Here is a 24,600-nt window from a genome sequence, read left to right as displayed (position 1 = left end):
GATGCCGCAAATTAGCTACAGCTAGCCGCGGCAGGCTCTGATCCCCGTCATGCAGATGCGCTATTTTACCGACTCGCTTAGGTAAGCCTTGCTTAACGCGGCGTGAGCCACTAGCTTCGCAGATCGAATCGTCATACCCCCGCTTTTCGACCCGATGCGAAGAAGGGATTCCAGGTGAAAGGCGTTCTCTCCGAACGTAAGACGCTTCACCCACTGGATATCGAACGGCGCGAGCTGCCGAGTACCGCCGGACACGCGGTGCGCGCCCTCGCCCGTGAGATATGTATCACGCTCGACTCCCGGCCCGATGGCACCGCCGATATCGCGCGCACGCTGACCGATCCGGCATTGCTCGCGCAAATCGATGCGCGCGTCGGCGAGTTGCCCGACGCGGTGCGCGTCGCCATGCGCCCGCCCGCCACCGCTGTTGGTGCCACCGTTGTCGGCAAATTGCCTCTGAGCGATGCCGAATTCGGGCCGACGCCGCCGAGTTGGGTCGAGGCGGCGCGCTGGAGTGGTGAATCCGACCGCCGCGCGAGCTCCTTCGAACTCGATATCGCGATGCTGCTGCTCGCCCGCAGCGCGGGTGAACCGTTCGGCTGGCAGGGTCAGCAGGGCGGCCGGCTGGTCAACAACATCGTGCCCTCGCCGGGTCACGAACACGAACAGTCCGGTGCGAGTAGCAAAACCCTGCTCAGCCCGCATACCGAGGACGCATTCCACCCGGACCGGGCCAACCTGCTGATGCTGGCCTGTCTGCGCAATCCGGACGGCGTCGGCACCACCGTCTCCTCGGTGCGCCGGACCGAACTCTCCGAGGACGAACGCCGACTACTCGGTACGCCGACCCTGCCGATCCTGCCCGACGTCTCCTACGGCACCGGTCACGAGCACTACTGCGCACCGCCGTTGCCAACGCTGTGGAGCGACGAATCAGCCGATGACACAGCGGGTTTGACGCTTCGCTACGATCCGGCATACACCCCGCTCGACGATGCCGATACCGAATTCCGACTGGCGTATGCGCGCCTCACCGCAGAGCTCGAACGCGTCTGCGTCACCGCCGCTCTCACCCCCGGTGAGCTATTGCTGGTGGACAATGACGTGGCCGTACACGGTCGGGTACCGTTCAGCGCGCGCTATGACGGCACCGACCGCTGGCTCAAGCGCGTCAATGTCCGCCTGCCCGAACGTCGGCGGCGGGCGGCCGAGGCCGACGAAAATGGTTATGGGCAACGGATCGTCGCCCCGTTCCGAGCGGCAAGCAACCCGCTCGCGATCGACGGTGTACCGGACCGGGCTAGCACCCGGAACGCAGTAAGGCTGGATACGACACAACATGATCGAGGAACCGTTGAGCACTCGTGACCGGAGCACACCACTGCGGGTGCTGAGCCGCAGCGACCTCGCGGACGTGCCCATCACACCCGCCGATGTAGTGCGCGCGGTGGAGGACGCGTATCTCGCCTTCGCCGCGGGTGATTCGGATAATCCGCGCAAACTCAGCGTCGCGAATCCGGACGGCTGGTCGGTGGCCTACGCCATGCTCGGGCGCGACGGCCGGCGCCGGGTCGTCGCGATGAAGACCTCCTACAAATTCGATCCCGGCCACGACCGCAGCACCAAGCGCTACTACACGACCATCACGCTCTACGACGACAGCACCGGCGCACCGATCGCCATGATGGACTGCGCCAGGGTCGGTGCGCTGCGCACCCCGGCGGTTTCGGCGCTGCTGGTGCGCGAGACCGCGCGCCGTGGCGCGGAGAGCGTGCTGCTGATCGGCACCGGCACTCAGGGCCGAAACGCCCTGCCGCACTTGCTCGCCGCCAACCCGCAGCTGCGCAAGCTGATGCTCTACGGCACCCACCCGGAGGGTCTGGCGGCGGTGCGCGATTACCTCGCCGAATACAACCCGCACGCATTGCTGGAGACCGTCGAGGATCCGCGCGCGGCCGCCGGTGTCGCCGATGTGGTGTTGGCGACGGCCGGGCCCGGCACCGAGGTCGCGATCGAATCCGAGGATCTCGCACCGGGTTCCACCGTCGTGCTCGTCGGCTACGGCTTGGCGCCGTCCACTCTGGTCGACGCCGATCGGGTAATCGCGACCAGCGCCGAGCAAATGGCGCTGACCGGCACCGATATGGCCGGTCCCGACGGCAGGTTGCGCACCGTCGACGCCGAACTGCCGCAGATCCTGAGCCGCCGCGCGGTCGCCCGACGCTCCGATGACGAACGAATCTTCGTCTACAACAGCGGGCTGGTACTGACCGATATCGCGGTGGCACACGCACTCGCCGAACGAGCCATTGCCGAGGGCCGCGGCACGGAGGTGCCGCTGTGGGACTAGACATCAGCGCCGTCGAGTTCGACAAGAAGGTGCGCGCCCCCGGCACCGCCGAACCCGACGGCACGCTGCTGTTCGACGACGGCTCGACCCGCGACAAGGCCGAACTCGGCGACCATCCGTCGAGTACCGGCGCTACCCCCGATCCCGCCGTGCTGGCGGCGGTGCAGGGGCTGCTGAGCATCTGCGCACCCGCCCTGCCAGCACACACCGACGACTGGGAGCGCAGGCTTCTCGCCGATCCGAATCTGCTCGGCGATATCGCATTCGCGATCGGTGGGCCCTTCCATGTGATGTATCCGTCACGAGTTGCGGTGAATATCAACGGGTTCCAGCGTGCGTTCGAGCGGGCCGGTGTGGATGGCTCCATCTACTACGGCAAGAAGGCCAACAAGGCGGCCTGCGTGGCGCGTGCTTGCGCCGAATATGGTGCGGGCGTTGATGTTTCCAGTATCGGTGAACTGAATGCCGCACTGTCACAGGGCGTTCGCGGTGGCGAGCTCATGGTCACCGGTCCCGCCAAATCCGACGATCTGCTCTGGCTGGCGGTGCGGCACCGCGCATTGATCGCCGTGGACAGCCTCGACGAGCTCGACAGGCTGGCCGCGTGCACCACCCCGGCCGCCGCGGCTCGCGTACTACTTCGCGTGCTCCCCAAGGGATCCGCGAGCCGATTCGGCATGACCGCCACGGAATTGGATCGCGCGATCTCGGTGATCGGCGCGTCCGGCACCGTCGGCCACGAATCAATTCGGCTGCATGGCTTCAGCTTCCACCTTTCCGGCTACGATGCCATCGCACGCGCCGAACAGGCCGACGAATTGATCAACCGCTGTCTGGATGCCCGCACACTGGGTCATCCGGCCACCACTATCTCCATCGGTGGTGGGTTCGGCGTCGATTATGTGCCCGCGAGCGCCTGGTCGGAGTTCACCGAACACGCGAACGGCCGGTGGTTCTATGCGGGGAAGTCCTTCGATTCGTACTACCCCTACCACTTCCCGGCGCCGGGCCCGGCCATGCTCACGGCCATTCTCGAGCACAACGCACTTGCGCAACGGTTGCGCGACAACGATTTCCGGCTCGCCATCGAACCCGGACGGGCACTGCTCGACCGCGCCGGGTCCAGCGTCTTCCGGGTGCAAGGCGCCAAGACCCGCCACGCCGACGGTCACCGCTACCAACTGCTCACCGTCGACGGCACCAGCCTGAGCCTGTCCGAGCAGTGGTTCGATAGTGAATACCTCCCCGATCCGATACTGTGGCCCTCGCATCCGGGCGAGCTCACCCCGACCTGCGTCGGCGCGGCCAGCTGTCTGGAGTCCGACATGCTCAGCTGGCGGCGCATCCCGTTACCGCGACGAGCCGAGGTCGGCGATCTGCTGATCTATCCGAATACCGCCGGTTACCAAATGGATTCGAACGAATCGGCCTTTCATGAACTGCCGATTCCGCCGAAGGTGGTACTGCACGACACCGGCGATCGACTCCGTTGGACGCTCGATGCCGGATAATCCGGCACCCCATTCGACCAATATTCCTTACGGCCCGAACGAGGAGACCTCCATGCCGCTCGTCACGCGCGTGACGGATCTGATCGGTCGCACCCCGCTATTCGAACTGGCGACCACCGCGACCGGCACCCGGCTGCTGCTCAAACTCGAGCAGTTCAATCCGACGGGTGCGGCCAAGATCAGGATGGCGCGCGCGATGATCGATGATGCGGAGCGTCGAGGTTTGCTGAGCGATGGCGGGCATATTATCGAGTCCACATCCGGGAATACTGGGCTCGGCCTCGCGGTAGTCGCTGCCGAACGTGGGTATCGCTTCACCGCCGTGGTCGATCACCACGCATGTAAGGACAAGCTGCGCGCGATGCGAGCAATGGGTGCGGAATTGGTATTCGTCGCCGATGAGGGCGACGACAACCTGGCCACCTCGGCGCGGGAAGACCTGGCCGAGGCGATGGCGGCCGGACAGTCGGATGCGTACTTCACCGAACAGCACAATAACGACGCGAACGCGGTCGGGTACTACGCCGTGGCCGAAGAATTGCTGGAGGACGTGGAGCGCGTCGATATCCTGCTATCCGCAGTGGGCACCGGCGGTTCGCTGTTCGGCACCGCGACCCGACTGCGCCAACTCGGTGGCACGCCACGGGTGATCGGTGTGGAGCCCGTCGGCTCGATCGCCTTCGGTGGGCCGGGCGGACCGTACTGGCAGTCCGGCACCGGCACCCCGCCTGGCGCCACCATCGGCACCGCCGTGGACTATTCGCTGCTCGACGAGGGCGTCAAGGTCTCCGATATCGCAGCCTTCGCGACCGCCCGCGCGGTCGCGGCTGAACTCGGTCTGATGATCGGCGGTTCCGCGGGCGGCTCGGTACACGCCGCGCTCACCCGCCTCGAAGAGTTCCCGCCCGGCTCGACCGTGGTCACCATCGTCTGCGACGGCGGCGAGAAATATCTCGACACCGTCTTCGACGACGAGTGGATGCGCGAACGCGATCTGCTCGACGCCGCCACCGAACGCGAAGTGCACGCCATGCTCGACCGCTACGCTCCCGCCCGCCGCCACCAACTCGTCGAGGCGCGATGAAGCACATGCGCGTTTTCGATCATCGTTGCGCGACACCCCGTACGTCTGAAATGATCACTCCATTAGGGTTGCCTAACTCAAATGCTCAGCGACGAGTTGCGATCGGACTGATGACGCTCGGTTCAGCGATTCGACCGGAGGAGGTGCGATGGTGAATCTGTCCACCTTCCGTGCCGATGGGCGACAGCTCACCGCACTGGCCGCACCGATCGCGCTCACCCAGCTCGCGCAGATGGCGGTGTCCACGACCAATATCGCGCTGATGGGCACGCTCGGCGTGCGCGAGGTCGCCGCAGGCGGGCTGGCGATGGTGCTGTTCAACCAGATTCGCACCATGTGCGTCGGGCTGATCACCGGTACCGGGAATCAAATCGCGTCCTCGGTGAGTGCGGCGGATAAGCGCGGCGAGTCCGCGGACGGTGAGGTGCGCGATATCGTCCGTTCGAGCTTCCTGATCGCCACCTTCGCCGGAATCATCGGCGGCGCGGTGCTGATCGGACTCGGCTGGTCGCTGCAGTGGCTCGGCCAGGACACAGGCGTGCTCGCCGATGCGCGACCGCTCATGCTCGCCCTCGCCCCCGGACTGCTGCCCTGTCTGTGGTTCCAAGTGCTGCGGCAGTACACCGTCGGTATGCAGCGCCCGCAGGCCCTGCTGCTGGTCACCCTCTGCTCGGTGGCACTGAATCTGGTACTGGCCCTTACCTTCATGCACGGCTGGGTCGGACTGCCCGCACTGGGACTGACCGGCATCGGCATCGCGTCCTCACTGGTCCACCTGATCACCTTCGGCGTCTTCTCGGCGATGGTGCGCGCCGATGCCACGCTCGGCACGACCCTGCCGCTGCGTCCGTGGCCGGTGCACATGCCGACTATCCGGGCCGAGCTCGAACTCGGTGCCCCGATCGCACTCACCTATGGTTCGGAGGCGGGCATGTTCTCCGTGCTCGCCCTGGTGATGGGCAGTATCGGACCGGCCGCGCTGGCCGCGCACAATGTGGTCTACCAGATCATCTATATCGTCTTCCAGGTCGCGATCGGTCTGTCCCACGGCGCGTCCATTCTGGTCAGCCACGCCGTCGCGCGTGACGAATTCGGCCACGCCCGCGCGCTGGCCTTGCTGGCGCTACAGCACGCGGGCATCGTCGCCGCGCTCACCGGCGTGGTCTATATCGCCGCGCCGAAGCTGGTGCTGAGCCCCTTTCTGGAACCGAGCGACACCGCGACGGTCGAGCTGGCCCGCTCACTACTGCTCATCGGCATCGTGCTCCAATTCTTCGATGCCGCACAGAACATCGGCACCGGCCTGCTGCGCGGTCTGAAGGAAACCAAGGCGGGCTTCCGCCTGTCCCTGGTCGGCTATTGGCTCGTCGGCCTGCCCACGGCGCTGCTGCTGGCCTTCCCGCTCGGCCTCGGCGCCGCGGGCGTCTGGTGGGGTCTGACCGCAGGTCTGGCCAGTACCGCCATTCTGATGCTGCGCCGTTACTTCGCCCTACTCGACACTGCCGCCTCCACCCACCCCCACCGGCTTCCGCAATCCCTACCCACCCCTTCCTGACCTCGTAAAATCCGGACTTAATGGGCGGCGGAAAGTGTTGTGCGGCAACCTGATAGCGTGCGGGGAATGCGGCAGAGCCTGGCATTGAGTTGTGAGCGGATCTCCGCTGAACTGCTCGACCACTTCGACGGGGTCGGGATGGTGCGCGGCGAGTACGTGTTCCGCGCGGCCGGGAAATATCCGACGCCCGAATCGGTTTCGGGTTACCTCGTGCCATATCTGCGCCATATTGCGAAGCGGGCCAACGGAACAACGATCTGGTATCGCACCATGGAAGCCGATACTGCCGAATGCAATATCCTGGGCGGCGTCGAAGAGATCATCGACGAGCCGCATAAACTGCTCGGCCTGCGCGGTATTCGCCGAGCCCGTCGCTTTCCCGACGCATTCGTCGCCGAACTCGAGGGCATTGCGCAGGTGCGCGACGAGGGCGCGGATATCGGCGTACTTTTCCCCTTCGTCACCTATGTCGACGAATTGCAATGGGCCATCGAGCAAACCCGGGTCGTGATCGGCGACTGCCCGGTCGCCACCATGATCGAGATACCGTCGCTGCTGCTCGAGGTCGACCGTGTGGTCACCACCGGGGTGTCACGGGTGGTGATCGGCTGCAACGATCTGTCCTCACTGCTGCTCGGCCAAGCCCGCGCCACACTGCGGCCGGTTCGTCCCGTACCGCCGCTACTGCGCGCGATCGAGCGCGTCACCATGGTGGCCGCCGCCGCGGGTGTGCGGACCGCAGTCGCGGGTTATCTGCATCCGGACCTGCTCGCGGCCTGCGCCAACCTCGGCGTCGACGAATGCGTGCTGCACTACTCCGATCTGCCCGAAGTACTGGGTGAGCAGTTCGCGGACCTGCCGGATCTCGATGTGCTACAAGCGATCAAGCGCAAGACCCGCGCCGCGATCGCGCTGTACGAGGCGCAGCGGGCGGCCGGTACCGATCCCGACCACCCGCACGCCCATCAGACGTTGACGCCGTAATCGCGGGCGATACCCGCGAGCCCGGAGGCATAGCCCTGACCGATGGCACGGAACTTCCATTCGTTGCCGTACCGGTACAACTCCCCGAACACCATGGCGGTCTCGGTGGACGCGTCCTCGGTGAGGTCATACCGGGCCAGCTCGGCGCCCGTGGTCGCGTCGACCACGCGGATGTAGGCGTTGCGGATCTGGCCGAACGACTGGCCGCGCGCATCGGCATCGTGAATGGAAACCGGGAAGAAGATATTGGTGATCGTCGGTGGCGTCGCCGCCAGATCGACATTGATCACCTCGTCATCGCCTTCGCCCTCACCGGTGAGATTGTCACCGGTATGTTCGATCGTGCCCTCGGGCGAGCGCAGATTGTTGTAGAACACGAAGTGCTGATCCGACAGCACGCGCTGATTCGGCCCGGTGGCGAGCGCACTCGCATCGAGGTCGTAATCGGCCCCGGTGGTCGTTCGCACATCCCAACCGAGCCCCACCGCAACCTTGGTGAGGTTGGCGGCCTGCTTCGACAGCGAGACATTTCCGCCTTTGGCCAATGTGACGCTCATGATCCCCTTCCATTCGACGCGTTCGCGCCGCCTTTCTTCACGATTATTACTCTGTACCGGACAGCTTGTGCCGGTTCAGTTCTGGATATCGACCCAGGCGCGCAATGTCTGTACGCGCCCTTCGAGCGCATGCAATTCGCTCGCATCGAGTACGGTGCGCTCGATTCCGTGCGCCACCGCGAAGGCCGACTGCCGGTGGTCATCGATGACTTGGACATCGATCTGGACCGCGACATAGTCTGTCGCACCGGGCATTTCCTCGGCGACAACACTCGCCTGCCCGCGCGCGCACAGCGCGACATTGCCACCGCCGAGAATCAGCAATGCGACATCGGGCCGTTCGCGCAAGCGGGCCAGCGAACCGCGATCGAATTTCAGGCTGAGCAGAATCCGCCGATCGCCCGCGCGCACCGGCCAGGACACCGGAATCGCATGCGGCGCTGGATCGGTGGTGACCAGCACCGCGATCGTCTCCTGGGGCCATTCCGGGAGTACGTCCAGTTCGGGATGATCGGCCGTAGAGTGGTCTTGACGTTGCACGGGGCTCGCTCCGGCTGCCATGTTCGTCACCTCTTGATCGCTGCAACGCGGCGGGCTGTGCCACGTTGCATGCAAGTCTAAGGTGCTGTGTCCCTTGTTCGCTGACGCTGCGACCTTTGTCCGAAGTGCTCTCAGCCACCTCTCAGGACACCGATACGGCGTCGCGGGTGATGGGCAGTGTCTCGCCCCCGGATCCTCGAGGATTATGCGGTGAGGCTACCCTCATTCGAAAGGGACAACCTCGCCCACCCACCTGTCCGGGACACCACAGCGCTGTCCGGTTGACGGGCCGTCACAAGTCGATGCATTATTTCTGACAGCACTCTGTTCAGCAGGTGCTTTCCATTTCGCCGGCCGATGACTGTCCGGCCCGACGTGCTGTTACCGGTCCTGCTCGGCCGCTGTGCCGTGTCCGTACCGACAGCACTACCCCCAAGCAGACGCGATGGCGTCCGGCCGTGAGTGAGGTGAGAACGACATGGTGCACCGATCGTCTGAGACTCGGCTGATCACTTCGTTCCTGCACTACGGCATCGTCCCGAATTTCTGAATTCGGCCGCGCCGGGCGCGGCAGCCGAGGACGGCGCCGACGGCGTCGTCCGCAGCGGTGCTCGGGTATAGCGCGGCACCACAGGACATTTCGGCACATATTCGGACGTGGGAGCAGACACATGGTTGATATAGGGGCAATGGATTCCGGAGCGGTCGATATGGTGGCGTGGCCGACGGCGGGCAATCTCGTCGTCTCACCCGCGATGCTGGACGACCTGGGTTATCTGCGCGGCGAGTTGGCGGCCGCGGAGGTGCCGTTCCTGCTGATTCGCGATGGTGAACATCGGCTGGCACTGGCAGCGGATGCCGCACATCAGAAGATGGTGCGTCGGGTGACGGCCACCGCGATCGTCGCGGGTTTCGCGTGTGCCGAGGTGCAGCACAATGTCTTTCGGTTGAGTCGCGATGCCGATCCGGCACATTACGTGGATCTGGAACTGTGGGAGTACCACGGCGACACCGTCGAATGCCCGCGGCCGAATGCCTTCACCCGCAATGTCTTCGACCTCGCCGATGTCGAACGCACGGAAGTTCGTCTGTTCGACCGCAATTGGCCGACATTGACCGATATGTTCGCACCCCAGCCGACCGATGTCGGCTTCGATATCGATCTGGTGTTCTCCTGGGTCGATGGCACCGATCCCGAATTCCGGGCGCGCCGTGCGGGAATGCTGGCCCAAGTCGTGGTCGGCGAAGGCGATGACGCGGACGCTCGAATCCGGCAGATCGACGAACTGAAATACGCACTGCGCTCGGTGTACAAGAATGCGCCGTGGATTCGCCGGGTCTTCATCGCGACCGATTCCGCGGTGCCGGAATGGCTCGACGAGCATCCGCGGGTGACGGTGGTGCGCGCGGTCGATCACTTCAGCGATACGAGCGGGCTGCCCACCTTCAATTCCCATGCGGTGGAATGCCAACTGCAGCATATCGATGGGCTCAGCGAGCATTTTCTGTACTCGAACGACGATATGTTCTTCGCCCGGCCGGTGCGTCCGTCGATGTTTTTCTCCCCCGCCGGTGTGAGTCGGTTCATCGAGGCGGGCACCCGGATCGGACCAGGCCGAAACGACGAGCGGCGCAGTGGTTTCGAGAATGCCGCACGGGTGAACCGGGAATTGCTTGCCGAGCGGTTCGGACATGTCATCACCCGGCATCTGGAACACACACCGGTTCCGCTGCGGCGCAGCGTATTGCTCGAAATGGAGCAAGTGTTCGCGACTGAATTCGCCCGGACCAGGGCGAGCAGATTCCGTGCGGCCACCGATATTTCGGTGACGAACTCGCTGTACCACTACTACGCGATGCTCACCGGGCGCGCGGTGCCGCAGGAGACGGCGCGGATGCGCTATGTCGACACCACGAGTGAACGTGGCCTCGCACTGCTCGACGGACTCGCGCGACACCGGGAAGTCGACTTCTTCTGCCTAAACGACGGCAGTTTCCCGGAGGTCGCGGAGGCCGACCGGGTGCACGCGGTGTCGGAGTTCCTGTCCAACTACTTCCCCGACCGCGCGCCATGGGAACGCGTCAGTGCACGGCCTCGTCATCTTCCGGAGTCTGCGCCTGGCGCCGCATGACTCGCGGAATGCGGGCGGCGGGCGGAATCACGATGCCCTCATCGGCCAGCTTGCGCGCCGCCTCCTCCGGGGTGGACGGGGAGCCGACAGTCGGGCCGCGATCGATCGGGACCACCGAGTGGACAATGGTATCCGGATAGACGTGCACGTAGTTGAAGGCCTGCGCGCCGTCGCGGCCGCGCAGGCCGCCCTCGGCGACGGCCAGATCCTGGCTGTAGCAGGTCGCCGAGGCAACCGAGACCGGGATGCCCGCGAAGGTGGCGCTGGTCGAAAAGTGCAGGTGCCCAGCAAGAATCGCGCGCACGTCGGTGCCGTCGAGGGCATCGGCCAGCCTGCGTTGATCGCGCAATTCGACGGTGACGGCGAGATCGAGAACACACGGCACCGGCGGGTGGTGCATCGCCAGAATCGTGCCGAACGGAGCGGGCTCGGCGAGTATCGAACGCAGCCAGGCCAGCTGTTCGTCACGGATCTCGCCGTAGTGGTGGCCGGGGACACTGGTGTCCAGGGCGATGATGCGCAGGCCGTCGATCATGTGCACCCGATCCAGCGGCTTCGTCGACGGACGCTCACCGAGCAGAGCCCTGCGCAGTTCGCCGCGATCGTCGTGATTGCCGGTGACCCAGACGATCGGCGCACGCAATCGGCGTGCGAACGGTTCCACGATGCCGCGCAGCTTCTCGTACGCATCGGGCTCGCCCCTATCGGTGAGGTCACCGGTGAAGACGATCGCCGTCGGGCGGATGCGGCTGGCCGCGGCCTGGTCGAGCAATTGTCGAAGACGCTGATCCGCGTCCACGTCGCCGTACAGCGCGTCATCGCCGCCGATCAAATGGGCATCGCTGAAATGGAACAGCACGTGATTCGGTCGCGGGTGCTCCGCGACTCTGCTGGTGGGCACCGGACCGAACGTCCTCCCCGGCGGATTCGCCCGCCATTGGCTTCGGGTTCCATCGCCAGGATAGCGAAGCAGTATTGACAGACTGCCCGCCCCACGGTGACAAACTGCTTGCGGGGAGGTGAGAGTTCGGTGTCATCAGGGCTCGAGGTCGAGCCGGATCCAGCCGAGAAGTCCGTATGGAGGGCCTCAGCGGCGAGTGAGCATCCTCGACGACGGTCCGATCGTCGCTGCTGTGACGTCGGCGCTCACTTCGTACCGAGGGTGTCGGCGGTGCGGAGGGCGTCTAGGACCATGGGGGTGTCGACGGAGAAGGGTTCGTTGTGGATGGTTTCGCCGGGGGCGGTGGCGCGGGTGGCGATGGCGGTCAGGGTTCGGTTGTCGGGGTCGGTCAGGCCGAGTGCGGCCAAGGTAGTTGGTAGGCCGACCGATGCGCAGAATTCGAGGACCGTTGAAATTTCTTCGGTGGGAGCGCCTTCCAGCACCAGCTGGGTGAGGACGCCGAAGGCTACCTTTTCGCCGTGTAGGTATGGGTGGGTTTGGGGGGCGGCGGTGAGGCCGTTGTGGATGGCGTGCGCGGCGGCGAGGCCGGAGGATTCGAAGCCGAGGCCGGACAGCAGGGTGTTGGCCTCGACGATGCGTTCGAGGGCCGGGGTGACGGTATGGTTGCCGACCGCGGCGAGGGCGTGGGTTCCATCGGCGAGCAGAGTGTTGTAGCAGAGTTCGGCCAATGCGGTTGCGCTGCGGGTGGAGGCACCGCCGCGCATATTCCGGACCCGCGCGGTACTGCAGGTCCGCGCTTCGAACCAGGTCGCGAGCGCATCACCCATCCCCGCGGTGAGCAGCCGCGCCGGAGCCTGCGCGATAGCGGAAGTATCGACCAGCACCATTGCCGGATTCCGGCGCGCCAACTGGTAGGCCTCGAATTCCCCAGCGTCGGTATAGATCACCGACAACGCACTGCAGGGCGCATCACTGGATGCCGTCGTGGGACAACTGATCATCGGCAGCTCCAGATCATCGGCCACCGCCCGCGCGGTATCGAGTACCTTGCCCCCACCGGCCCCCAGCACCACCGTGCTTCCACTCTGCTGCACGGCCGCGGTCACCCGCGCGATTTCCGCCCGACTGCACTCACCCCCGGACCGATGCACCGAATACTCGATCTTCGCGTCGGTCAGCGACTCCCGCCACGTCTGCGCCAACAACCGATACGCACTCGCCCCCGCCACAATCATCACCGGCCCCGCGATCCCCAACCGCGTCATCTCCGCCCCGAGCGCCCCCGTCGCATCCCGCCCCTGCACATAATGGCCCGGCGAAGAAAACACGCTCAACATTTGCCACCTCCCGATCCCGGGCATCGCCGATTCGCCCATACCCCGACTGCCGACTCCGTATCGCAAACGCTACGCGCCCCATAGCCCCGCTGGCCGCGGTTGAGCCATCAAGCCGCTATACCGATTTGAGCGTCCCGGGCTTCCCTACGCCGGGCTACTGCGACCAGTACTTGCGCCAATCCGCAGCCGATAAAGGTGCGCGCTCGCCGCGTGCGGCTTCGGCGGCGTCTTCGGTGGCGCGGATTTCCGATGCGAAGGACAAGGTTGCTTTGCGGAGGCGTTCTTCGGCGCTGTCTTCGCCATCCAAGTGGACGGTGCGGAGGGTGTCGGGAATCAGGTCTTCGGGGAGGCCCGCTCTGAGGCTGCGGGAGCGGATTTTCTCGGCCAGGGCGAGGGCAGGTTGGGCCATGGCTATGCCATCCAAACAGGAGCGGCGGGACTTTTCGGCGGATTTGCGTTCCTCCCAGGCCTTTTCCTGGGCGGCGATCTTTTCCGCGACGGTGGCCGACGGGTCGATGGGTTCCTCAGCGAGGTGCGGGCTGCGGTTGACGAGTTTGGCGACCAGCGCGGCCGCGACATCGTCGACGGTGAATTCGCCTGCTGCCTGGGCGATTCGGGAGTGGAACAGCACCTGCAGCAGCAGGTCGCCGAGTTCTTCCTTGATGGTTTCGGCGTCGTTGTGCTGGATGGCGTCGAGGAGTTCGTAGGTTTCCTCGAGCAGGTAGGGACGCAGCGAGTCGTGGGTTTGGGTCACCTCCCAGCCGCCGAAATTCCATAGCCGGTCCATCACCTCGACCGCCCCGGCCAGCCCCGCCGCCACCACGGCGGCATCAGTTCGGCCGAATACTGCCGAGGCCCGCCCAGGTTCGGGCACCGCGTGATCGTCGGCGCCATTGGCCCGCCCCGCCTCAGCCGCCCGCCCCGCCTCCGCCGCCGCATGCCGGGCGGCCCGCAGCACGGCTTCGTCGCGGTCCGAACTCATCGAGCCGCCGTGGCCTCGGTCGCGACCCGCAGCTCGACGAAGCCCTTCGGCTTGCCATCCAACTGCAGCAACAGGTCGGCAACGAATTGCAACAGGACGACGTCGCGCACCCGGTCCGCCCCCACACTGTCCTCCACCCGAGGCAGCGGCAGTTGCACAACCCCACTTGCCGCGCGATAGCCGGCACTCGGGTACAGGCGCTTCAACCGCATCTGCTTCGAGTCGGGCAGACTCATCGGCGAAACCTTCAATGTGGTTCCGGTGACCGCGATTTCGGTGACATCGTATTCGCGAGCCAGCAGGCGCAGTTTCGCCACCGACACCAACCTGCCGACCTCGACGGGCAGCGGCCCGTACCGGTCGACAAGTTCCTCGACAACCGACGCCAGCGCCGGATCATCTTGCGCCGCGGCAAGTTTGCGATAGGCCTCCAATCGGAGCCGATCGCTGGTGATGTAGTCGGGCGGAATGTGCGCATCCACCGGGAGGTCGATGCGAACCTCCTTGACCTCCTCGGTCGTAATCGGCTTACCGTCGGCGGCGGCCCGATAAGCCTCCACCGCCTCACCGACAAGCCGCACATACAGGTCGAATCCGACCCCGGCTACATGCCCGGACTGCTCGGCGCCCAGCACATTTCCGGCACCACGGATTTCGAGGTCCTTCATGGCCACCGCCATACCGGCACCGAGATCGGAGTTCTGCGAGATGGTGGCGAGCCGGTCGTAGGCCGTCTCGGTGAGCGGCTTCTCCGGCGGATAGAGGAAGTACGCGTACCCGCGCTCACGACTGCGGCCGACGCGCCCTCGCAACTGGTGCAGCTGTGAAAGACCGAGAGCATCCGCGCGCTCCACGATCAACGTATTCGCATTGGAGATATCCAGCCCGGTCTCGATGATGGTGGTGCACACCAGCACATCGAATTCGCGCTCCCAGAACCCCTGCACGGTCTGTTCGAGCATGTCCTCGTGCATCTGACCGTGCGCGACCACCACCCGCGCCTCGGGCACCAGATCCCGAATCCGCTTGGCCGCTTTATCGATCGACGAGACCCGGTTGTGCACATAGAAGACCTGGCCGTCGCGCAGCAGCTCACGCCGAATAGCCGCGGTGACCTGCTTGTCGTTGTATCCGCCGACATAGGTGAGCACTGGATGCCGCTCCTCGGGCGGCGTCAGGATGGTCGACATCTCGCGGATGCCCGCCAGACTCATCTCCAAGGTGCGCGGAATCGGCGTAGCGGACATGGTCAACACATCGACGTGCGTGCGCAGTGCCTTGATGTGCTCCTTGTGCTCGACACCGAAACGCTGTTCCTCGTCCACGACGACCAGGCCGAGATCCTTCCACCGCACACCGGTCTGCAACAGCCGGTGCGTACCGACCACGATATCGACGGCACCCTCGGCCATCCCCTCGAGGACGGCGCGGGATTCCGCCGGATCGGTGAAGCGGGACAAACCCTTGACGGTCACCGGGAATCCGGCGACGCGTTCGGTGAACGTCTGCAGATGCTGTTGCGCCAGCAGGGTTGTCGGCACCAGCACGACGACCTGCTTACCGTCCTGCACCGCCTTGAATGCGGCGCGCACGGCGATCTCGGTCTTGCCGTAGCCGACGTCACCACAGACCACACGGTCCATCGGGACCGCCTTCTCCATATCGGCCTTGACCTCGGCGATGGCGGTCATCTGGTCGACGGTCTCGGTGAACGCGAACGCGTCCTCCATTTCCTTCTGCCACGGACTGTCGGGACCGAACGCATGCCCCGGCGCGGCCTGACGCGCAGCGTACAACTGCACCAGCTCACCGGCGATCTCGCGAACCGCCTTGCGCGCCTTGCGTTTCGTATTCGCCCAGTCCGACCCGCCGAGCTTGGACAGACTCGGCATCTCACCGCCGACATAGCGCGAGAGCTGATCCAGCGATTCCATCGGCACGAACAGCCGGTCACCAGGCTGGCCACGCTTGCCGGGCGCGTATTCGATGACCAGGTATTCCCGCCGTGCCCCGCCGACGGTGCGCTCGATCATCTCCACGAACCGGCCGATGCCGTGCTGATCGTGCACCACCATGTCCCCGGCATTCAGCGCCAGCGGGTCGACCTGGTTGCGGCGCTTGGCCGGTAGTCGCTTCCCCTCCGCCGGTGCGGTGACCCGGTTGCCGGTCAGGTCGGATTCGGCGACGACCACCAGGCCGGCGTCATCGAAGACCAACCCGTCGTGCAGCGAACCGCACAGCACACCGACCAGTCCGGACGTAGGTTCGGCGCCGACTGCCAAAGCAGCCGCCGGCACCTCGGCATCCGAGAGCCGTTCCAGAATGCGTTGCGCCGTACCGTGACCCGCGACGACCACGACCGCGCGGCCACCGGTCAGCACATGCGCGCGCAGTGAAGCGAAGATCGTCGCCACCAGCTCATCGGAGCCGCGCGCGACCGGACCGGCCAGCACCGGCAGCACGACCTCGGCGGGATCACCGGAGGTCAGCGGGCTCAGAGTCCACCAGGGCAGACCGTGTGCGTTTGCGCTCTCATGGATTTCGGGCAGCGCGCGGTAACCGGAGGCGGCCAGATCCAGTCCGTGCCCGCCCAGCGGCGCCGCACCGCCGAATGAAGCCGCGGTCCACGATGCCTCCAGGAACTCTTCACCCGTGCGTACCAAATCGGCCGCGCGCGTGCGAATCTTCTCCGGATCGCACAGCAGCAGCTGGGTGCCCTCCGGCAAAACCTCAGTGAGCAGCCGCAATTCGCCGGGCTGCAGCACCGGCAGCAGGGCCTCCATGCCCTCGACCGGAATGCCCTCGGCGAGCTTCTCCAACATCTCGACCAGCGCCGCGTCGGCGGCATTGGCCACCGCGACCTCGGCTGCACGATCGCGAACGGGAGCGGTGAGCAAGAGTTCTCGGCACGGCGGCGCGACGACCACATCCACCGTCAGATCGGTCAGCGAGCGTTGGTCGGCGACCGCGAAGGGGCGCAGCTCGGTCACTTCGTCGCCCCAGAACTCCACGCGCACCGGATGATCCGCGGTCGGCGGAAACAGATCGAGGATGCCGCCGCGCACCGCGAACTCACCGCGCTTGCCGACCATATCGACACGGGTGTAGGCGAATTCGATCAGGCGCAAGAGCAATTCGTCGAAATCGAACTCCGCACCGACGCGCAGCACGATTGGTTCGATATCACCGAGGCTCGCGGCCATCGGCTGCATCAAGGAGCGAACGGTCGTCACCACGACCCGCAGCGGCTCGGGAAATACCGGGTCCTCCGGATGCGCAAGCCGCCGCAGCACCTCGAGCCTGCGGCCCACGGTGTCGGCACCCGGTGACAGCCGCTCGTGCGGCAGCGTCTCCCAGGACGGGAACTGCGCGACCGCCGCGCCGAGGATTTCCTCCAGCTCGACCGTCAGATCATCGGCTTCCCGCCCGGTCGCCGTCACCACCACCAGCGGCCGCTGGGCCGCAATCGTCGCCGCGACGAACGGCCGCACCGCCGACGGCCCGACCAGCTCGACCGGCGACTTTCCGACCAGGTCAGCGACGGTCCGCAGGGCCGAATCGGCCCCGGCCACCGCGGCCAGTCCGGCAAGAGGTGGACGGTGGGTGGACATCGAACGCTCCTGAGCTCAGGCGGGGTTTCAAGACGGCCAACCGAGTCTAGGCTCCCCCGTCTCCCCGATTCTTTTGCCGGTCGTCAGGTGCCACAACGCAGTCGCAGCGGGCCGGCGGTCGAGCGGGAAGTCGAGTTCTGGGCGTACCCCGATGAGTTACCCATGTGCTCACGAAATCAGTCGACACGTCACAACCTACCAACGCGCTGTGACAAGTTTTATGGCACGTAGCGGCGTAGGCGGCGGGCGGCGAATTCGCGGAAGTACGAGAGCTTCTCCGGGGGCACGATCGACGGGAGCAGGAAGTACCAGGCCCGTTCCATGCGGGTTGCCATCTGATCGATCGAATCGGTCCCGACCGCCGTGATGTGCACGCCCGCGGTCATTTCCTGCAGCAGCAGGCCGATCACCTCGGCGTCCAGATCGGCCTCCAGGTCGCCCTGGGCAATGGCCCGTTCGGATAGCACACGGTAGGTATCGCCCCAGGTCTTGGCGATATTGTCGCCCTGGGCGCCGCGGTAGTCGCCGATCTGATGGGTCAGCTTGAGCATCGCGCCGACCATCGGATCGTTCATCGATAGGTCCGCGACGACATAGGTGATCCCGATACATGCCTCGAGCGCGGGCACTCTGGGATCGAAGAAACCCTGGCACGAACTGACCAGGCGCTCATTGCCCTGGTCGACCACGGCGCGCGCTAGCTCTTCCTTCGAACCGAAGTGAAAGTACAAGGCGCCCTTGGTCACGTTCGACTGCGCGATGATCTCGCTCAGGCTCGCATTCGCATACCCCAAGCGCAGAAAGACATCGGCAGCGCCCGCAAGGACGGAATCGCGGGTGATCTCCGCGCGCGCTTGCCTAGCCATCAGATCCGCCTGTCATCCTTAAAACCAGCCATCCTGAAGTAGACCGACATCCCGAAGTAGACCGACTTACCGCTCGAACAGCACCCTGAGGATGGGTGAACCGTACCACCAGGTGAGCGCCTGCCCGGGAATTCGAGCATCCGGACCGGCATACCGCGCAATTCACTGGCTACCACTGCGGTCAGTCCCCCGTACCGGCGCGCCATTCCGAGCTCAGCTGCGGGTGGGCTTCCAAATGACTGAGTCCGTTCCAGCACAGGTTGACCAGATGTGCCGCCACAACCTCTTTCGACGGTTTGCGCTCGTCCAGCCACCAGGTCGCGGCGGTCGAAACCATGCCCACCAATGCCTGCGCGTACAAACCGGTCAGACTGGTATCGAAACCGCGCTGCTCGAAATCGCCGCCGAGAATATGCGCGACCTGATTGGTGGCCTCGTTCAGCAGGCTCGAGTAGCGGCCCTCCGCGGTAGCTGCGGGCTGATCGCGCACCAGGATTCGGAATCCGTCGGTGCGTTCCTCGATATAGGTCAGCAGCGCGAGCGCGACCTGTTCGAGCCGGATTCTGGACCGATTCTGGGTGAGCGAGGAGGTGATCATGTCCAGCAACATCGACATCTCACGGTCCACGACCACGGCGTAGAGCCCCTCCTTGCCGCCGAAGTGTTCGTACACCACGGGTTTGGAGACCTGAGCCCGCTGCGCGATCTCCTCGATCGAGGTCGCGTCGTAGCCCCGCTCGGCGAATAAAGCGCGACCGATCTCGATCAACTGCTGCCGCCGCTGAGTTCCCGTCATCCGCGGCCGGGACACTCGATGCGGTTCACCCGAAGACAACGCCCCGCCTCCCTGCGCATGACCCGTAACTTTTGCCGACAACTGTTCCAGACAGCTCCGCCCGCGCGCGCGTCGCCCCGCCGAACACGGCGATCGAGCGGCCGATTTCGGCGTTCGCCCAGATAACGCGACCGGTGTGAACAGGTTGCGGAGATGGGTACGCATTAATTCGGCGAAGCAGTTCGACGAACGGGAGGTCTTCATGCGAGGATTCATGCCGTGCCGCTGGCGCAGTGGCGGGTTACGCAGATCCGCCGGTGTGACAATCCGCCGTAGTGTAATGGCAGCACCTCTGATTTTGGTTCAGATAGTTCAGGTTCGAGTCCTGGCGGCGGAGCACACCGACACGATGGCTTATCGTTGGCCGCGCACATCGCTGACCAAGCACGACGACAGCCCCAAGCACGATGACAGGCAGCCGAGGGAGATCCATGCCACAGCAGACCGCCGTCGTCGTTCTCGCAGCCGGTGCCGGGACGCGAATGCGGTCGAAGACTCCTAAAGTGCTGCATTCGCTGGCCGGTCGAAGCATGCTCGCGCACGCGCTGCATGCGGCCAACGAGATCGACCCCGCGTTCCTCATCACCGTGGTAGGACACGATCGGGAACAAGTCGGCGCCGCGGTCGCCGCCGTAGCCGCCGACCTCGGCCGCGACATCGCCACCGCCATCCAGGAACAACAGCTGGGAACCGGCCACGCGGTGCAGTGCGCCCTCGCGGCGGTTCCCGAAGACTTCACCGGCGACCTGCTGGTCACCTCCGCCGATGTGCCGCTGCTGGACGGGCACACCCTGTCCGCGCTGCTCGACGAACACCGCAGCTACACCGAACGTTCCGCGGTGACCGTGCTGACCTTCGAGCCGGACGACGCGAACGGCTACGGCCGCATCGTCCGCGATGCCGACGGCCAGGTCACCGAAATCGTCGAACATGCCGACGCCACCCCGGCGCAGTCGGCGATCACCGAGGTCAACTCGGGTGTCTACGCCTTCGACGCGACCGTGCTGCGCACCATGATCGGACGCCTGTCCACCGCCAACGCCCAGCATGAGCTGTACCTGACCGATGTGCTGCGGCTGGCCCGCGAGGCCGGACATCCGGTGCACGGCGCGCGGCTGCTCGATTCGGCCAAGGTCACCGGCGTCAACGACCGGGTGCAGATGTCGGAGGCCGCGCGGACGCTCAACCGCTACATCCTCGAACGGCATATGCGCGCCGGTGTCACGATTATCGATCCCGCGACCACTTGGGTCGACGCGAACGTCAGAATCGCCAGGGACGCCGAAATCCGACCGGGTGTGCAATTGCTCGGCGGCACCGTCATCGGTGAGGACGCGGTGATCGGACCGGATTCCACGCTCACCGATGTCATCGTCGGCAACGGCGCACACGTTGTTCGCACTCACGGTGATCAGGCTGTGATTGGTCCCGGTGCGAATATAGGGCCGTTCAGCTATCTGCGTCCCGGCACCGTTGTCGGTGATTCCGGCAAGCTCGGCGCATTCGTCGAAACCAAGAACGCATCGATCGGCGCGCATTCCAAGGTCCCGCACCTCACTTATGTCGGCGATGCCACCATCGGTGAGCACAGCAACATCGGCGCCTCCAGTGTTTTCGTCAACTACGACGGTGTGAAAAAACATCACACCGTGGTCGGCTCGCATGTGCGGACCGGCAGCGACACCATGTTCGTCGCACCGGTGACGGTGGGTGACGGGGCGTATACGGCGGCGGGTACTGTGCTGCGTAGAAGCGTTCCTCCGGGGGCACTCGCGGTTTCAGGTGGGCCGCAGAAAAACATTGAGGGCTGGGTGCAGCGCAACCGTCCGGGGACGGACGCGGCACAGGCGGCGGCGGAAGCCATCGCGAGCAAAGAGATGTCGGGTCAGGCAATCGAGCAAAAGGATGGCAAACAGCAGTGACCGCGTCATGGATCGACAACCAGAAGAACCTGATGCTCTTCTCGGGACGCGCTCATCCTGAGCTGGCCGAGCAGGTGGCCAAGGAACTCGACGTCCACGTAACCCCGCAGACCGCGCGCGACTTCGCCAACGGCGAGATCTTCGTGCGGTTCGAGGAGTCCGTGCGTGGCTCGGATGCCTTTGTGCTGCAGAGCTTTCCGGCTCCGCTGAACCAGTGGCTGATGGAACAGCTGATCATGATCGACGCGCTCAAGCGCGGTTCGGCCAAGCGGATCACCGCGGTGCTGCCGTTCTACCCGTACGCCCGTCAGGACAAGAAGCACCGCGGCCGCGAGCCCATCTCCGCCCGCCTGGTCGCCGATCTGCTCAAGACAGCGGGCGCGGATCGCATCATCACCGTCGACCTGCACACCGATCAGATCCAGGGCTTCTTCGACGGCCCGGTCGATCACATGCACGCCCAGCTGCAGCTGGCCGAGTACGTGCGCAACAACTACAGCCTCGAGCACATCACCGTGGTCTCCCCCGATTCCGGTCGCGTGCGCGTCGCGGAGAAGTGGGCCGACTCGCTGGGCGGCTCGCCGCTGGCGTTCATCCACAAGACCCGCGACCCGCTGGTGCCGAACCAGATCAAGGCCAACCGCGTGGTAGGTGAGGTCGAGGGCCGCACCTGCATCCTGATCGACGACATGATCGACACCGGTGGCACCATCGCCGGCGCGGTCAAGGTGCTCAAGGAGGCCGGTGCCGGTGATGTGGTCATCGCCGCGACGCACGGCGTGCTGAGCGATCCGGCCGCCGAGCGCTTGGCCAACTGTGGTGCCAAGGAGGTCGTGGTCACCAATACGCTGCCGATCAGCGAGGAGAAGAAGTTCCCGCAGCTGACCGTGCTGTCGATCGCGCCGCTGCTGGCTCGTACGATTCGCGAGGTCTTCGAGAACGGTTCGGTCACCGGACTTTTCAACGGCAACGCTTGACCGCTCTTTGTAAAATGGCGGCTCGGACATTGTCCGAGCCGCCATTGCCTTGTCGGGTGGACACCCATGGGACACAGGGCAAGCCGAGGAGGGGGAGCCGACATGACTGCGCCGCGAGATTCAGAACCGAACGTCAACCTCGGGAAATCGCAGGACTCGCTACCTGCCGATCCAACGCAGGTCGCCCAGCCGCAGGACAACGCGGACGCGACCAAGGTCTGGTCGGCGCGGCCGGGTATCGATCCGATGCCGACTTATCAACCAGGACAACAGTTTTCGCCGGAGACGGCCCCCCTGTATACCCCGCCCGCGGGTTATCAGCAGCCCACTGCCTACCCGCCGCCCCCGTACCCGCCGAGCTACCCGCAAGCCGGTCCGTATGTCGGACCACCCGGCTATCCGCAAGCGCCCGGTGCTTACCCTGGTTATCCGTACCAGCCGTACACACCGCCCCGGCAATCCGATGTCCCGATCTTCTCGATCATCAGCTTCTCGTGCCTGGCGGCCACCGCACTGTCGGTGGTGATGTTCTGTGGCCTGCCCATCGTGATCACCGGACCGGCGGGCATCGTCTTGGGCATCATCGGACACAACAAGGGCGAATCGCTCGGCAAGTGGGCGGCCATCGCCAATGGCGCGGTGCTGGCCATCGCGGTCATCCTGGTCATCGCCTTCGTCGGGTTCCTCGGGGCCTTCAGCTGAACGGGTTCGCACTCGTCGGATCCCGTTTGCCTGCGATGTCGAGGGGGATACTGGAGGTATGGACCGTGACCCGCTTGATATGGACATGGGGGACGATAAGCAGGAAGACGAGATCCGCGCATACCGGCGAAATGTCGAGGATCCGCCTGCTGACCTGCATATTCGCTATCGCGAAAATGACGATGACGGCCGCCTCGGTATAGGCGAGGAACTCGAACAGGAGTGGACCCCGCATCGTCGGAAATCCGAACTCGCCGAGGAGGACGAGCGGCCCGCCGAGGTCGCCGCGATGGAGATCGTCGACGATTCGGACCTATAATCCGCCGCCCCGCCGATCGGACGATACGAGGAGAGTTCGATGACCACTCCGCAGCAGGGGCCCGAGCGAGGCGACGCCTCGCCGGAGAAACCGGTCGGCGAATCCGAGCCGCTCGAACCCTCGGGCACGGCTTGGGCCACCCCGGCCACCAGCGGACCGTGGGAGTCGCAACCCGTCGAACCCGCAGCGCCGCTTCCAGCCGAGCCCGCAGCCGCGGATTTTTCGGCGCAGCCGTGGAGTGCGGGGCCGGGCGCGCAGACACCGGTCCAGCCTGCGGCCGCCGAAACCGCACCAGATCTCGTCGTACAACCGCAGCCGTCGCCGGAGTCGGCGCAACAGCAACCGTGGAATGACAAGGCGTCGGCACGCTACGACCGGGATCAGCCGGGCACCGTCTATCCGCCGATCACCGATTCCACCCCGGAAACCGGCGGCTATCCCGCCTACACCCCCCAGCCGTACATCACGCCGGAACCGCGATCGGGTTCCCAGCCCCTGTCGATCATCGGCTTCGTCTGCGCGGGCATTTCATTGCTGTTCTGCCCCTACCTATTCGGCCCGGTCGGCATCATTCTGGGCATCATCGGTCACAAAAAGGGCGAATCCCTCGGCAAATGGGCCGCCATCGCATCCGCTATTTCCCTGGTCATCGGAATCATCCTCGTCTATGCCGTCTTCAGCGGCAGCATGATCCCGGACACCGAATGACGATGTGCTGGACACGCGTCCCAGGTGGATGACAGTCGGCGGGGTGGGCAAGGCTAGCGTGGTCAGCATGAGTCGATTCGGTGGGTTCCCACTCGCGGGGCTGGACTTTTACGAGGATCTGGAAGCCGATAACTCGAAGGCCTTCTGGACCGCGCACAAGGATGTCTACGAGGAGTCGGTCAAGGCGCCGATGGTCGCGCTGACCGCGGAGTTGGAGGCGGACTTCGGGACCGCCAAGATCTTCCGCCCGTACCGGGACGTGCGCTTCTCGAAGGACAAGGTGCCTTACAAGACGGCGCAGGGCGCGGTGGTCAGCGTGGCACCGGGTACGGGCTGGTATGTGCAGATCAGCGCGGCCGGACTTTTCGTCGGCGGCGGATTCTATGCGGGCTCCCCCGCCCAGATCGCCCAGTTGCGCGCCACCATCGATGACGAGGTCCGGGGGCCGGAACTGGAGGCGATTCTGGCCAAGCTGACCAAGGCCGGATTCACCATCGGCGGCGAGCAGCTGAAGACCAAGCCGAAAGGGTATGACGCCGACCATCCGCGCATCGATCTGCTGCGGCACAAATCGTTGACCTGCAGTAAGGAATACGGCGCACCGGCCTGGTTGGACAAACCGCGCGCCGCGAAGGAGGTCCGCACCGCCTGGGAGGCGATGCGGCCCTTCATCGAATGGCTGGGCGCGGTGGTCAGTGGTGCGCCCGCCCGGACTTAGGGGATGGCA

General features: G+C 65.3%; 21 protein-coding genes and 1 tRNA gene. 14 read left to right on the top strand and 8 right to left on the bottom strand.

Annotation, left to right across the window (positions count from 1 at the left end; translation table 11 throughout):
• Nucleotides 1-174 precede the first annotated feature (174 nt).
• From AB0J47_RS06380 to AB0J47_RS06355, 6 genes are all read left to right on the top strand, one after another.
• Entirely contained in the window at nt 175-1,368 is a 1,194-nt protein-coding gene (locus tag AB0J47_RS06380) for a TauD/TfdA family dioxygenase (RefSeq protein ID WP_364341171.1), read from the top strand.
• Complete coding sequence (locus AB0J47_RS06375) at nt 1,340-2,350, top strand: ornithine cyclodeaminase family protein (protein ID WP_364341169.1); 1,011 nt, start codon at nt 1,340-1,342, stop codon at nt 2,348-2,350. The genes AB0J47_RS06380 and AB0J47_RS06375 overlap by 29 nt, the downstream gene beginning before the upstream one ends.
• Nucleotides 2,341-3,861, top strand: coding sequence for an alanine racemase (locus AB0J47_RS06370; RefSeq protein ID WP_364341167.1), 1,521 nt, complete (start codon nt 2,341-2,343; stop codon nt 3,859-3,861). The genes AB0J47_RS06375 and AB0J47_RS06370 overlap by 10 nt, the downstream gene beginning before the upstream one ends.
• A gap of 52 nt (nt 3,862-3,913) precedes the next feature.
• Entirely contained in the window at nt 3,914-4,945 is a 1,032-nt protein-coding gene (locus AB0J47_RS06365; RefSeq protein WP_364341165.1) for a cysteine synthase family protein, read from the top strand.
• Nucleotides 4,946-5,093: 148 nt separating this feature from the next.
• Nucleotides 5,094-6,500: an MATE family efflux transporter gene (locus AB0J47_RS06360; RefSeq protein ID WP_364341163.1), complete on the top strand. Its 1,407-nt coding sequence runs from the start codon at nt 5,094-5,096 to the stop codon at nt 6,498-6,500.
• A 66-nt stretch (nt 6,501-6,566) separates the two neighbouring features.
• The gene (locus AB0J47_RS06355) at nt 6,567-7,484 is read left to right on the top strand and encodes a putative PEP-binding protein (RefSeq protein ID WP_364341161.1); all 918 of its coding nucleotides are present in this window, start codon (nt 6,567-6,569) and stop codon (nt 7,482-7,484) included.
• Here AB0J47_RS06355 and AB0J47_RS06350 read toward each other — a convergent pair.
• Entirely contained in the window at nt 7,466-8,041 is a 576-nt protein-coding gene (locus tag AB0J47_RS06350; RefSeq protein WP_040695304.1) for a TerD family protein, read from the bottom strand. The two genes, AB0J47_RS06355 and AB0J47_RS06350, sit on opposite strands and share 19 nt — an antisense overlap.
• Before the next feature lie 75 nt (nt 8,042-8,116).
• Nucleotides 8,117-8,602: a hypothetical protein gene (locus AB0J47_RS06345; RefSeq protein WP_364341158.1), complete on the bottom strand. Its 486-nt coding sequence runs from the start codon at nt 8,600-8,602 to the stop codon at nt 8,117-8,119.
• A gap of 689 nt (nt 8,603-9,291) precedes the next feature.
• On the opposite strand from AB0J47_RS06345, the gene AB0J47_RS06340 reads away from it, so the two are divergent.
• Complete coding sequence (locus AB0J47_RS06340; RefSeq protein WP_364341376.1) at nt 9,292-10,713, top strand: stealth family protein; 1,422 nt, start codon at nt 9,292-9,294, stop codon at nt 10,711-10,713.
• Here AB0J47_RS06340 and AB0J47_RS06335 read toward each other — a convergent pair.
• The 6 genes from AB0J47_RS06335 to AB0J47_RS06310 form a co-directional block, all read right to left on the bottom strand.
• Nucleotides 10,664-11,614, bottom strand: coding sequence for a phosphodiesterase (locus tag AB0J47_RS06335; RefSeq protein ID WP_364341156.1), 951 nt, complete (start codon nt 11,612-11,614; stop codon nt 10,664-10,666). The two genes, AB0J47_RS06340 and AB0J47_RS06335, sit on opposite strands and share 50 nt — an antisense overlap.
• A 245-nt stretch (nt 11,615-11,859) precedes the next feature.
• A complete protein-coding gene (locus AB0J47_RS06330; RefSeq protein WP_364341154.1) occupies nt 11,860-12,951 on the bottom strand; it encodes a glycerol dehydrogenase in 1,092 nt (363 codons plus the stop codon).
• Nucleotides 12,952-13,105: 154 nt separating this feature from the next.
• Nucleotides 13,106-13,738: a MazG family protein gene (locus tag AB0J47_RS06325; RefSeq protein ID WP_364341374.1), complete on the bottom strand. Its 633-nt coding sequence runs from the start codon at nt 13,736-13,738 to the stop codon at nt 13,106-13,108.
• 191 nt (nt 13,739-13,929) lie between these two features.
• A complete protein-coding gene (gene mfd / locus AB0J47_RS06320; RefSeq protein WP_364341151.1) occupies nt 13,930-17,544 on the bottom strand; it encodes a transcription-repair coupling factor in 3,615 nt (1,204 codons plus the stop codon).
• A 218-nt stretch (nt 17,545-17,762) separates the two neighbouring features.
• Nucleotides 17,763-18,410, bottom strand: coding sequence for a TetR/AcrR family transcriptional regulator (locus AB0J47_RS06315; RefSeq protein ID WP_364341149.1), 648 nt, complete (start codon nt 18,408-18,410; stop codon nt 17,763-17,765).
• A gap of 181 nt (nt 18,411-18,591) precedes the next feature.
• Nucleotides 18,592-19,206 (bottom strand): TetR/AcrR family transcriptional regulator, encoded by a 615-nt coding sequence (locus tag AB0J47_RS06310; protein WP_364341147.1) that lies wholly within the window; start codon nt 19,204-19,206, stop codon nt 18,592-18,594.
• Between the two features lie 305 nt (nt 19,207-19,511).
• Between AB0J47_RS06310 and AB0J47_RS06305 the strand changes: the two genes are divergently transcribed.
• The 7 genes from AB0J47_RS06305 (at nt 19,512) to AB0J47_RS06275 (ending at nt 24,591) form a co-directional block, all read left to right on the top strand.
• Nucleotides 19,512-19,582: transfer RNA gene (locus AB0J47_RS06305), tRNA-Gln, on the top strand.
• 94 nt (nt 19,583-19,676) lie between these two features.
• A complete protein-coding gene (glmU, locus tag AB0J47_RS06300; protein WP_364341145.1) occupies nt 19,677-21,167 on the top strand; it encodes a bifunctional UDP-N-acetylglucosamine diphosphorylase/glucosamine-1-phosphate N-acetyltransferase GlmU in 1,491 nt (496 codons plus the stop codon).
• Entirely contained in the window at nt 21,164-22,144 is a 981-nt protein-coding gene (locus AB0J47_RS06295; RefSeq protein ID WP_364341143.1) for a ribose-phosphate diphosphokinase, read from the top strand. The genes glmU and AB0J47_RS06295 overlap by 4 nt, the downstream gene beginning before the upstream one ends.
• Nucleotides 22,145-22,246: 102 nt before the next feature.
• Nucleotides 22,247-22,846 carry a hypothetical protein gene (locus AB0J47_RS06290; protein WP_364341141.1) on the top strand — a complete coding sequence of 200 codons (600 nt, stop codon included), beginning with the start codon at nt 22,247-22,249 and terminating at the stop codon, nt 22,844-22,846.
• Between the two features lie 58 nt (nt 22,847-22,904).
• The gene (locus tag AB0J47_RS06285; protein ID WP_364341139.1) at nt 22,905-23,165 is read left to right on the top strand and encodes a hypothetical protein; all 261 of its coding nucleotides are present in this window, start codon (nt 22,905-22,907) and stop codon (nt 23,163-23,165) included.
• 39 nt (nt 23,166-23,204) lie between these two features.
• Nucleotides 23,205-23,873 carry a hypothetical protein gene (locus tag AB0J47_RS06280; RefSeq protein ID WP_364341137.1) on the top strand — a complete coding sequence of 223 codons (669 nt, stop codon included), beginning with the start codon at nt 23,205-23,207 and terminating at the stop codon, nt 23,871-23,873.
• A gap of 67 nt (nt 23,874-23,940) precedes the next feature.
• Entirely contained in the window at nt 23,941-24,591 is a 651-nt protein-coding gene (locus tag AB0J47_RS06275; RefSeq protein ID WP_364341135.1) for a DUF2461 domain-containing protein, read from the top strand.
• Nucleotides 24,592-24,600 lie beyond the last annotated feature (9 nt).

The sequence above is a fragment of the Nocardia sp. NPDC049737 genome, from assembly GCF_040674755.1.
Lineage (GTDB): Bacteria > Actinomycetota > Actinomycetes > Mycobacteriales > Mycobacteriaceae > Nocardia.
This window is presented reverse-complemented; position numbering and strand designations above follow the sequence as displayed.